The organism is Inquilinus limosus MP06, assembly GCF_000767795.1.
Classification (GTDB): Bacteria; Pseudomonadota; Alphaproteobacteria; order DSM-16000; family Inquilinaceae; genus Inquilinus; species Inquilinus limosus_E.
Genome location: NZ_JANX01000159.1, coordinates 1 through 11,255, shown reverse-complemented (window position 1 = coordinate 11,255; position 11,255 = coordinate 1). Strand labels below are relative to the sequence as shown.

Annotated in this window: 11 protein-coding genes and 1 tRNA gene; 5 read left to right on the top strand and 7 right to left on the bottom strand. The window is 69.0% G+C overall.

Annotated features, from left to right (window positions below):
* Window positions 1–146: 146 nt before the first annotated feature.
* On the top strand, window positions 147–734 hold the full coding sequence (locus P409_RS36245) for a methyltransferase domain-containing protein (protein ID WP_052120630.1): 588 nt from the start codon (window positions 147–149) through the stop codon (window positions 732–734).
* Window positions 735–1,056: 322 nt separating this feature from the next.
* Window positions 1,057–1,233 (top strand): hypothetical protein, encoded by a 177-nt coding sequence (locus tag P409_RS38895; RefSeq protein ID WP_161790398.1) that lies wholly within the window; start codon window positions 1,057–1,059, stop codon window positions 1,231–1,233.
* Window positions 1,234–1,318: 85 nt separating this feature from the next.
* Here the strand turns inward: P409_RS38895 and P409_RS14525 are convergent, their stop codons facing one another.
* Window positions 1,319–4,309, bottom strand: coding sequence for a type III effector HrpK domain-containing protein (locus tag P409_RS14525; RefSeq protein WP_052120628.1), 2,991 nt, complete (start codon window positions 4,307–4,309; stop codon window positions 1,319–1,321).
* A gap of 212 nt (window positions 4,310–4,521) precedes the next feature.
* Here P409_RS14525 and P409_RS14520 point away from each other — a divergent pair, with 212 nt between their 5' ends.
* The 3 genes from P409_RS14520 (at window position 4,522) to P409_RS14510 (ending at window position 6,112) form a co-directional block, all read left to right on the top strand.
* Window positions 4,522–5,034, top strand: coding sequence for a DUF1643 domain-containing protein (locus P409_RS14520; protein WP_034837918.1), 513 nt, complete (start codon window positions 4,522–4,524; stop codon window positions 5,032–5,034).
* Window positions 5,035–5,291: 257 nt separating this feature from the next.
* The gene (locus P409_RS14515) at window positions 5,292–5,744 is read left to right on the top strand and encodes a hypothetical protein (protein WP_034837913.1); all 453 of its coding nucleotides are present in this window, start codon (window positions 5,292–5,294) and stop codon (window positions 5,742–5,744) included.
* A gap of 74 nt (window positions 5,745–5,818) precedes the next feature.
* Window positions 5,819–6,112, top strand: coding sequence for a hypothetical protein (locus P409_RS14510; protein WP_034837909.1), 294 nt, complete (start codon window positions 5,819–5,821; stop codon window positions 6,110–6,112).
* Between the two features lie 106 nt (window positions 6,113–6,218).
* On the opposite strand, the gene P409_RS14505 is transcribed toward P409_RS14510, so the two are convergent.
* From P409_RS14505 to P409_RS38890, 6 genes are all read right to left on the bottom strand, one after another.
* Window positions 6,219–6,294, bottom strand: a tRNA-Lys gene (locus tag P409_RS14505).
* 68 nt (window positions 6,295–6,362) lie between these two features.
* Window positions 6,363–8,222 carry a penicillin-binding protein 2 gene (mrdA, locus tag P409_RS14500; RefSeq protein ID WP_034837906.1) on the bottom strand — a complete coding sequence of 620 codons (1,860 nt, stop codon included), beginning with the start codon at window positions 8,220–8,222 and terminating at the stop codon, window positions 6,363–6,365.
* Window positions 8,222–8,740, bottom strand: coding sequence for a rod shape-determining protein MreD (gene mreD / locus P409_RS14495; protein WP_034837903.1), 519 nt, complete (start codon window positions 8,738–8,740; stop codon window positions 8,222–8,224). The genes mrdA and mreD overlap by 1 nt, the downstream gene beginning before the upstream one ends.
* Window positions 8,737–9,606 carry a rod shape-determining protein MreC gene (gene mreC / locus P409_RS14490; RefSeq protein WP_034837898.1) on the bottom strand — a complete coding sequence of 290 codons (870 nt, stop codon included), beginning with the start codon at window positions 9,604–9,606 and terminating at the stop codon, window positions 8,737–8,739. Before mreC ends, mreD begins: the two co-directional genes overlap by 4 nt.
* Before the next feature lie 89 nt (window positions 9,607–9,695).
* A complete protein-coding gene (locus P409_RS14485; RefSeq protein WP_034837895.1) occupies window positions 9,696–10,730 on the bottom strand; it encodes a rod shape-determining protein in 1,035 nt (344 codons plus the stop codon).
* A gap of 148 nt (window positions 10,731–10,878) precedes the next feature.
* Window positions 10,879–11,255 (bottom strand): hypothetical protein (locus tag P409_RS38890; protein ID WP_034837892.1); only part of this gene is annotated, 377 nt, incomplete at its 5' end.

The following is an 11,255-nucleotide window of genomic DNA, read 5'->3' as shown; positions in this document are numbered from 1 at the left end:
GTCGTCTATGTCGCCCCGGTCGGCGTCGCTCCGGCGCCCGGCTATCTCTGGCGCTATCATCGGGTCTATGGCTGGGGCTGGTGGCACCCGCATTATGGCTGGCGCGCCGGCTGGCGCTGAGCGCGTCGCGGAAGGGGGAACAGGCCGTGTCGGACTGGGCCGCGGACAATGATCCGGAGGAGCGCCGCCGCGCCACCATCGCGGCGGCGAAGACGCGGTCGACGCTGATCGACCGCTGGTCGCGGGAGGATGTCGGCAAGCTCGAAAGCTGGACCGAACGGGCGCGGGCTGCCGCGATCCACGCCCGCCCCGGCATGCGGGTGCTGGACATCGGCTGCGGCGCCATGGCGCTGGAAGGGCTGCTGCCGGAGGGCTGCAGCTATCTGCCGATGGACTGCGTCCGCCGCGACGACCGCACCATCATCCGCGACCTGAACCGCGAGCCCTTCCCCGAAATCGAGGCCGACATGGCCTTCGGCCTCGGGGTGCTGGAATATCTCTACGACGTGCCGCGCTTCCTGAGGCAGTTGCGCATGGCGGTGCCCCGCGCCCTGCTGAGCTATCACCCGCTGGACCGCAACATCGGCCGCGACCGCTGGTCGCTCGGCTGGGTCAACGCGCTGAACTCGGTCGAGCTGGCGGCGCTGCTGCGCCATGCCGGGTTCAAGAGCGTCGCGGTCGTGCCCTACAAGCCGAAGCTGCTGTTCTACCTGGTCGAACGCGCTCCGTCCTAGGCTGGGAATCGATACAGAACCTTCGCCGTCGCTTACGCGAGCTGGTGGCGCCGATCCTGGTCGCGCCGGTGGCCGAGCTGCCGGTCCGGCGTGGCGGGATCCGGCCGCCTGCTCTGAGGCGGCCTCAGCTCCACCCTCGCCTTTCGAAGCCGTCTCCGGACTCGACTCCGGCGTCGTTCTCGTATAGAACAAAACACGAACAATACATATCAGCGAGACACCGATGGCCGCGAGACCCGCCGCGACGATGCCCCTGGATTCGCTGCACCGAATCCGACCCCTCAGCCCTGTCCGCCCCAGCTTCCGAGGAGTCGTCCGCCCCATGCGTCCGATCCGGGACATCCATTCCCAGGCCGATCTCGAGGAGGCGGTGCGGCGCTGCGAGCTGCGCTGGCGCGCCCTGGAGCGCGGCCTGCGCGAGGACGAGATCGCGGCGCTGCTGTCGCTCGGCCTCGAGCAGGCCGAGGCGCAGCTGCGCGCCCTCGGCCCACAGGGCTGAAGGCGCGGCCAACCGCGGCCGGCGCAGGAGGGGGCATCCGCCCCTCCTTCGAGCCATCCGCCGGCGGGGACCGGTTGCGCGGGCGTCAGCTGCCGCTGTCGGGCCAGTCCTCGTCCGGGACGTCCCAGATGTCGCCGTTCTTCACGCCGTCGATCTCGTACTTGGTCAGATAGCTGCTGAGCAGCTCTCCGAAATCGTCGGCCCGCTTCTGCTGCTTGCCTTCGGCGATCAGGCTCGGAAGGAGCAGCGCCAGCGCGCCGACGCCGGCCGCGGCCAGTCCGAAGACGCCGCCGGCCAGCGCCGGGATCAGACGGGCCACGCTGGGGGCGAACAGCGCCAGCCCGCCTTCGACGGCGGAGGCCAGGCCCGCGATCGCCCCCAGCGAGCCCGAGGCGATGCTGATGCCGCCGGTGACCGTGTCGCCCTTGCGGATCGCCTGGACGCCGTCGAAGATGCCGTAGGCGCCGGCGGCGATGCCGACGATGCCGCCCAGGCCCTTGGCCGCCTGCTCCAACTTGCCCAGGTTGGAGGACAGCTTGTCGGTGAGCTTGTCCTTGTCCTGCAGCGCCTGGCTTTCCGGCGAGACGTCGTCGAGCAGCGAGCCGACATGGTCGAGAAGGTCGCCCTGCAGCTTGCCCTTCACGCCCGACAGATAGTCCCGGTAGCCCTTGACGCCGCCCTCCGTCATGATCGTCGCGGTCTGGATCGAGCCGGTGGTGATGTCGACGATCTGCCGGTCGGTCAGCTTGCCCGAGCCGCCGGCGCCCTTGGCGATGGTGACGCCGGCCAGGAACAGCCCGCTGACGCCGTGCAGGACGCCCTTGTCGGCGGCGCCCTTGACCGACGAATCCGGGCTGAACAGCTTGAGCTCGTTGAGCGACTTCGCCCCCTGGCGCAGCAGGTCCCAGTCGCCCCGGAAGGTGGTCAGGATCTGGTCGGGCTTCGCGACCGTCCCGTCCTGGTTGATGAACAGTTCCGGATTGTCCTTGCCGACTTGCTCGATGTAGGACTTGACCTTCGCCTCATCCAGCTCGTCGCCGCCATTGACGCCGAATGCCGCCTTGATGTCGTCGAAGGACGCATCCTTGAAGACGTTGTCCTGCGCGATGCGGGTGAAGTTCTCGTTCAGCTGCTTGTCGAACTTGCCGGTGAATTCGGGGTCAAGGGCGGCGTTGTACAGCGCCACCTCCATGCTGTACGCGCTGGTCGCCTTCTCGAAGGAATTGGTCTTGAGCAGCTCGGTCAGGCGGTCGCCGGACGCCAGCGACTTCTCGTAGAAGTCACGGAACTCGCCGGCGTGCTTGGAATTCTTGACCGCGCTCTGGATATCCGCCGCGTCCTTGATGCCCAGGGCGCCCTGGAACGCCTGCGCCGACCCGAAGAATTCGGCCAGGACGGCCTGCTGGTCGGTCTTGCCGTCTTTCGTCCTCGCGTCCCACAGGCTGTCGAGAGCCTTGCCGGACTTGATCTCGCTGTCATAGCTCTTCTGCAGGGAATCCTTCAGGCCCTTGTTGTCGTCCAGCAGCTTGGTGATCTGCTTGGCGCTGTTCTCGCCCAGATACTTCACGACCGCAGGGTCGCTCTGCAGGGTCTCGATGTGGTCGTTGACGTCCTCGAGCAGCTTCTGCGGATCCGGATGGCTGCGCACGCGGTTGGCGATGCTGACGATGGAATAGTCGTCCTTCCACATGCCCGCCGCGGCGCCCTGGGTGATCAGTTGCTGGGCGGTCAGCAGCTCCTGTAGGGCCGCAGCCTTCTCTTCCGTGGAGTGCTTCTCGGGGTGCTCGAAGATGTCCTTGTCCAGCTTGCCGGTATCGACGCCTGAGACGGTGTTCCTGTCGGCGATGCCGGACAGGAACGAGATGGCCGAGGCGGCATCCTTCGAGGCCTGGCTCGTCAGCCAGTTCTTGATGTCGCCCTGGCTGAGCTTGCCGTCGGGCTTGAACTTCAGCGGGTCCTGGGCCGTCTCGATCGTGCCGAACGCGCCGGGCTGCGACCAGAAATCCAGCGCTTCCTTGAATTCCTGGCTGATCTGCGGGTTCTCGTCCTTGTACTTCCTCAGGGCGTCGGCCGTCAGCGTGTCGCCCGAGCCGGTCTTGCCCCGGATCGCATCGAAATTCTCGCCGAGGATGGCACCGTATAGGGCGATCTTCTTCGACGCGTCGTCGGCGTCCGGGTTGGCCTTCTGGAAATCCTTGTAGGCCCCGATATCCTCGGGCTTCTTGACGTCCCTGATGGTCTCGAAGCCGTATTTGCCGAAATCCTGGAGCCGTCCCGCCTCGGTGCCGTGCCTGGCCTCGCCGCTGTTGGTGAAACCGTCGACGCTGCTGTTGGCGACGTCGTCGCCGGACAGCGCGTTGCCGTCCTCGTCCATCATCGTGACGCGGTCGAGGACCTGGATCGCCCGGTAGGCGGCGTCGGCGTCGTGCTCGAAATCGCCGACCCGCTCCTTCAGCATGTCCTTGACGCCGCTCTGGTTCCCCAGGTTCTTCAGCAGCGGATTGCCGTCGATGATGTCCTGCGCGGACCGCTTGTCGCCGTCCGGCAGCTCCCACTTGATGCCCACCTTCTCGGCCTGCGCGCGAGCCTCGCTGTTGTCGCCGGCCGAGGCCGGGGTCTCCAGCTTGCCCTTCAGGTTGTCGAAGCCGTATTTGCCGAAATCCTGCAGGCGGCCGGCTTCGGTGCCGTGCCGGGCGTCGCCGCCCTTGGTGAAGCCGTCGACGCGGCCGTTGTCGACGTTGTTGCCGGCGATCCGGTTGCCGTCCTCGTCGAACTTCTCGACATGCTGCAGGATCTGCACCGCCCGGAACGCGGCGTCGGCATCCGTATCGATGTCGCCGACCCGTTTTTCCAGCATGTCCCTGACGCCGCTCTGGTTCCCCAGGTCGCGCAGCAGCGGCGTGTCGTTGATGATGTCCTGTGCCGAGCGACTGTCACCCTTCGGCCGTTCCCACAGTATTCCCGCATCCCGGGCGGCTTTCTTGGCCTCTTCCCAGGCATTGACGGTTTCTGGGTCCGTCTCCGACTTGGCCTTGCTTGGGCCTGAAGGGTTAGTCGCGGCGTCGATCTTCACCATGTGACACGCTTCTCCTGCTTCCGCTTCAGTCCGATGAGACCGAGTATCGCGTCGAGCTTAGGGCCTGCATGTGAAGTGCATATGACAGGACAAGGTCTTTTTTCCTAGGAAGCCGCACTGCCGGGCATGGCGTCGTGCCCCGCCCGGCGTGATTGGGCGCGACGCCGCCGTGGGGCTGGGCTAAGAACGGCCGATCCCGACCGGAGACCGGAATGGCCCAGCCCGACCTGTTCACCGATCGCGGCGCCGTCTTCAGCGACTGCGGCCGCTATCGCACCCTGCTGTGGCGGCGCTGGGACCCGGCGGTGCCGCCGGCCAACTTCCTGTTGCTGAATCCGTCCACCGCCGACGAGATCAAGAACGACCCGACGGTCGAGCGCTGCGAGCGCCGGGCCCGAGCGATGGGCTATGGCGGGCTGATCGTCACCAACGCCTTCGCCCTGCGCTCGACCGACCCCAAGGCGCTCTACGCCGAGGCCGATCCGGTCGGCCCCGGCAACCCCGAGGCGATCGTCCAGGCCGCCCGGGCGGCGGCGCTGGTGGTCTGCGGCTGGGGCCGGCACTGCGACGCCGTGCGCCCCGGCTGGGGCCGTGCGCTGCTGCGGATGCTGGGCGAGGCCGGAACGGTGCCGCACGCCTTGGCCATCACCGCCGACGGGTCGCCCAAGCACCCGCTCTATGTCGGCTACGCGGTGCAACCGACGCCGGTGCCCGCCATCGCCTGAGAGGCGTCCCGAAACTCACCTGCGACGGCCATCTGACGTGATTTTCTCCGCTTCCGGTGCTCACGGACCTTTCGTCCGCTGCGCTCCGGTTCTCGAAAACCACGCCAGCTGACTCGTCGCAGCGAGTTTCAAAACGGCCTCTGAGAAAGGCCGGCGGCGCCTCTCGCCTCCACCGGCGCGCCGGCATAAGATCGAGGCGATCCGGGGGTTCCCGTCGGGCCCGGCCGCCGGCCCTCCCGGATCGCGCGAGGGGATGCATGCTCCAGGCCTCCAGGGACCGACGCCCGCTGACCAGCCGCGACCCGGACAGCCAGCGCATGCCCGGCCTCGCGGTCGCGCTGCACGCCCTCGGCATCCTCCTCTTCGTCGCCGGCCTCCTGGCCGGCTATGTCCTGGCCGCCCGGCTGATCGGCACCGCCAACCTGCTCGGCCAGGTTTCCGCCCTGATCCCCGACCGGCCGGCCGACATGCTGGCGGCACCGGATGCCCGCATCTCGGCGCTGGCCGACATGATCGGCGACGGGCCCGGGCTGGGCCGGCAGTTGCGGACCGAGGCCTGGACCATGGGCGGCGGCGCCGTGGTCGCCGGGCTGGTGCTGTGGCTGCTCTGCGCCGGCCTGGCCTCGGCCCTGTCCCGGCTGCAGCGGATCGAGGCGGCGCTGCAGATCGGCGCCCGGCGCTCCGGCCGGGCGGAATTCACGAAGGAATAACGACCGCTGTCCTATCCCGGGACGCAAGCAGGCTTCGGCCGACAAGCCTGCATCGGAGTCGGAGGTCGAGACCCATGGCCGGAGGCCAGCCCCGCGCGCCGCGTTCCGAGATCGCCGAATGGGCTGCCCGCTATCTGGAGCGGCTGGACCAGCCCTTCGACGACTGGGAGGCCGATTTCTTCCGCCGCGGCTGCAGCTTCCTGTCGCGCCGCCTGGCCACCGGCGCCGCCTCCAGCTGGCGGTCGATGACCCTGCCGCCGGAGCGCCGCGACGAGGTCTATTCCGGCCCCCTCGCCGCCCGGCCGCTGACCGTCGAGGAGACCGCCCGGTTCCGGGACATGCTGCAGCGGATTGTAAGGGAGGGGTGAGAAGGCGCCGGTCATGGGCACCGGCGTCGTCACCCGGGTTGCCTGGCCGGCTCGCGGGCAAAAGAAAGGCCCGCCGAAGCGGGCCTGCTCTTTCCATCCTGCGAACTGGTGGGCGCACTAGGGCTCGAACCTAGGACCCGCTGATTAAGAGTCAGCTGCTCTACCAACTGAGCTATGCGCCCGTTCGCTCGGGACGGCCGGTGATATAGCCAACGGCCGGACGGGTTGCAACCCTTTCTTCACGAAAGTCTCAACCTTTGTCGGATCCGTCTCCCGGGGCGGCCGACAGGAGGCGCCGGCCGGACTCGCGCTGCTGGCATTCCAGCAGGATGTCGCGGGCGATCGGGGCCGCGTATTCGCTGCCGCCGCCGCCATGCTCGACGATCACCGAGCAGGCGTAGCGCGGCGCGCCGACCGGGGCGTAGGCGACGAACCAGGCGTGGTGGCGCTGGTTCCACGGCCAGTTGTCCGGGTTCACGCCGGCGGCGCGCTCGGCCATGGTGATGCGGCGGACCTGGCTGGTGCCGCTCTTGCCGCCCATCTCCATGCCCTTCTGCTTGATCTGCGACCGCTTGCCGGTGCCGCGGGTCATCACCGCCACGGTGCCCTCGATCACCGTGTCGATATGGCTCTTGGCGACGCCGATCGGCGGCGCGTCCGGCACCTCCGGCATGTCCTGGCCGCCGACCGCCATCACCAGCCGCGGCACCACCGCCTTGCCGCCATTGACCAGCCGCGCGGTCATGGTGGCGAGCTGCAGGGGCGTCGCCAGCACATAGCCCTGGCCGATGCCCGCGATCAGCGATTCGCCCATCTGCCAGGAGGTGCCCATCGTGCCCTCCTTCCAGGCCTTGTCCGGCATCAGCCCCGGCCGCTCATTCGGCAGGTCGACGCCGAGCTTCTGGCCGATGCCGAACTTGCGCGCGCCCTCGGCCAGCCGGTCGATCCCCAGCCGCCGCGCCATCTCGTAGAAATAGACGTCGCAGGACTGGGCCATGGCGTCGACCACGTTCAGGCTGCCATGGCCGCCGCGCTTCCAACAGTGGAAGCGGTGGTCGCCGAGATCGACATAGCCGGGGCAGAACACGCGCTGGTCCGGCGTGGTCACCCCCGCCTCCAGCGCCGTCGCCGCCACCGCGATCTTGAAGGTCGAGCCCGGCGGGTACTGGCCGTTGATCACTTTGTTGTTGAGGATGCCGTAGGGATCCTCGACCAGGCGGCGCCAATCGGCCGTGCTGATGCCGTTCGGGAACAGGTTGGCGTCGTAGGACGGGTGCGAGGCCATGGCCAGCACGTCGCCGCTGTGCACGTCCATGATCACGGCGGCGGCGCTGAACTCGGTCTTCAGCCGCTCCATGACGTAGCGCTGCAGCTCGAAATCGATGGTCAGGCGGACCTCCTGGCCCGGCTTGCCCTCGTCGCGGTTCAGCTCGCGGATCACCCGGCCGACGGCGTTGACCTCGACCTGGCTCGACCCGGCGACGCCGCGCAGATCGGTCTCGTACTGCCGCTCGATCCCCGACTTGCCGATGCGGAAGCCTGGCAGGCTCAGCACCGGCTCCCCGGTCAGGTCGGCCTCGGCCACGGCGCCGACATAGCCGATGACATGGGCCATCTCGACGCCGAAGGGATAGCGGCGGGATTCGCCGACCTCGATCGACAGGCCCGGCAGCTCCGGCCCGTTCACGTCGATCCAGGAGACCTGCTCCCAGCTCAGGTTCTCCTTCACCGTCACCGGCACGAAGGCGCGGCGGCGCTTCACGTCGCGGATGATGCGGGCCAGGTCGGCGTCGGTCAGCGGCACGTTCCGCCCCAGCCGGCCGAGCACGCCCTGGATGTCCTTCGCCTCCTCCGCCACCAGCACGACGCGGAAGTTCTGGTCGTTCACCGCCATCTGGGCACCGAAGCGATCGGTGATCAGGCCGCGCGATGGGGCCAGGAGCCGCATGTTGATGCGGTTCGATTCGGCCAGGACCTTGTAGCGGTCGCTCTCCTCGACCTGGAGGTAGTAGAGCCGCCCGCCCAGCACGCCGAGCAGGCCGAGCTTCAGCCCGCCGAGGGCCAGGGCGCGGCGGGTGAAGCCGCGCGAGCGATCGGCGTCGCGGTCCATCAGTCCGCCGCCCGCAGGAAGCCGCGATGCACCTGGATGAACAGCCAGGCCAGCGGCGGGAACAGGGCGATGGTCACGACCAGCCGGATCAGCAGCGGCCGCGGCGGCACGATGGCGACGTCGTAGAGGCCGACGCCGATCCATTCGACCAGGGTGACGGCGGCAGCCAGCACGGCGAAACCCAGCCACAGCACCACGAAGGGCCGCCCGGCCAGGAAGCGGCGCTGGCGCAACAGCACCCACTGGCACAGGAGCAGGATCGCGGCGTGCAGACCGATCGGCGAATCGGTCAGCGCGTCGTGCAGCAGGCCGACCAGGAACAGCAGCCACATCGGCATCAGGTCCGGCCGGTACACGCCCCAGTAATAGACCGAGGCCAGCGGCAGCAGCGGCGCGATGCTGCTGTAGTAGGGCAGCTGCGTCGGGGTGACGCCGACCAGCACCAGGATCAGCGTCACGGCCCCGGGGGCGGCGTGGCGGGCGGCGAGGTCGAGCTTGTGCAGCAGGTCCCCGGTCATTGCGCGAAGCCGGGCACGGGCTGCATCGCCATGCCGGGATCGAGCGTGCGGAAATCGACGACCTTGACGTAGGGGATGGCCTCGAGCGGCTCGATCGGCTGGATCCGGATGGTGGCGTCCTGCGCCGCGGCGACGACGCCGACCGGCAGGCCGGCCGGGAACATGCCGCCGGCGCCGGAGGTGACGATGCGGTCGCCGATGCGGATCGAGGCGTCCGGCGGCAGATACAGGAGGCGCGGCCGGTCGGTGTTGTCGCCGCCGACCACCGCGCGCTGCTGGGTGCGCTCGATCGTCACCGGGATGCGGGCGTTGAGGTCGGTGATCAGCAGCACCCGGGCGGAATGGTCGCCGGTCTCGACGATCCGGCCGATCAGGCCGCGGCCGCCGAGCACGGCCTGGCCGTCGCGGATGCCGTTCACGGAGCCGAGATTGATCGTCAGGCTGCGCACGAAGGCGCCGCCATTGTCGGCCACCACCCGGGCGGTGAGAAAGGAATGGGCCGAATCCGGCGTGTAGTTCAGCAGGTTGCGCAGGGTCAGGTTCTCGGCCTCCAGCCGGAACGCGACGTCCTGGTACTGGCGCAGCGTCGACAGCTCCTGCCGCAGCCGGGCGTTCTCGCCGCGGATGTCGGACAGGCTCTGGACCTCGGTGACCAGCCGGGCGACGCTGGCCGCCGGGCGCGACATGGCGTCGAGGATCGGGGCCACGGCGTCGACCACGCGGGCGCGGACGCCGTCCAGCAGCACCGCGTCGATCTTGCCGACCATCAGCAGGCTGACGGCGGCGAACAGCAGGAGGCCGAAGGAGAATCGGTGAGCGACGGCCCTGACTGCCGCGATGCGAACCGCCGGTCTGCTCCGTTGCATCACCCGCATGTTCCGTCCGTCGCCAACGGTTGCAGCGGGGCGCCTCGCCACACCCCGCTATGCCCTTACAATAACGCCGCTTTCAGATCTCAGTAAGCACTGATGAGGACCGCCTGCAGCGATCGCTCCTCCAGCGCCCGGCCCGTGCCCAGCGCGACGCAGGACAGCGGGTCGTCGGCGATCGACACCGGCAGGCCGGTGGCGTGCCGCAGCACCAGGTCGAGATTGCCCAGCAGCGAGCCGCCGCCGGTCAGGACGATGCCCTTGTCGACGATGTCGGCCGCCAGCTCCGGCGCCGTGTGCTCCAGCGCCACTTTCACGGCCTCGACGATCTGGCTGATCGGCTCGGCCAGGCTCTCGGCGATCTGGCGCTCGGAGATCAAGAGCTCCTTCGGCACGCCGTTCAGCAGGTCGCGGCCGCGGATCTCCATGTAGCGGCCCTCGCCGTCCTCCGGCGGGGCGGCGGAGCCGATCTCCTTCTTGATCCGCTCGGCCGAGCCCTCGCCGATCAGGAGGTTATGGTTGCGGCGGATATAGGCGATGATCGCCTCGTCCATCTTGTCGCCGCCGACGCGCACCGAGCGGGAATAGACGATTCCACCCAGCGACAGCACTGCCACCTCGGTGGTGCCGCCGCCGATGTCGACGATCATGCTGCCGGTCGGCTGGGTCACCGGCAGGCCGGCGCCGATCGCCGCCGCCATTGGCTCCTCGATCAGGCGGACCCGGCGGGCGCCGGCGCTCTCGGCCGATTCCTGGATCGCCCGGCGCTCGACCGCGGTCGACCCCGAGGGCACGCAGATGATCATCTCCGGCGCCGCGAAGCTGCGCCGGTTGGTGACCTTGCGGATGAAATGCTTGATCATCTCCTCCGCCACCTCGAAATCGGCGATGACGCCGTCGCGGAGGGGGCGGATGGCGATGATGCTGCCCGGGGTGCGGCCCAGCATCAGCTTGGCCTCGTCGCCGACCGCCAGGACCTGCTTCTTGCCGCGATGGGTCTGGATCGCCACGACCGACGGCTCGTTCAGCACGATGCCCCGGCCCTTGACGTAGACCAGCGTGTTGGCCGTGCCCAGGTCGATGGCGATGTCGGCGGAAAGGAAACCGAAGAAATTGAACATGCGACGGTGATTTCCTGTCAGCCGGACCCGGCTGGGATGGGCCAGTGCGAGAAACGGGAACGGCGGGCCGATCCCGCCGCCGCGTTGCTTTAGACCAGCCCGGTCCGAGTCTCAAGCGGAGAGTCGGGCCGCATCGGGGCGCCCGGACTCAGTTGCCGCGCTCGGCCATCGCCCCGCTGACCCCGATATCGCGGGGCGCCGCGCACTGCCCCGGACGGCGGTACAGGCAGATCTCGCTCGGGCAGCTCTCCAGCCGGTAGCCGGTGCCCGGCGGCATCTGCTCCGGCCGCGCCATCACATAGTTGAAGGACGGGGCCGAGCGCCACAACCGGCGCGTGTCGTCGCCGAACCAGAACACCGGCACGTCGCGGTGCAGGGTGGTGTAGCCGGGCAGGTCCCACCACGGCGTCATCAGGCCCAGGCCGCACAGCGCCTCGCGGTCGTGCAGCGCCGTGGCGGTGGCGATGCCGGGGGCGACGCGGCTCCATTCCGGCCCCCAGCGGTCGCTGCCCGACAGCAGGCCGG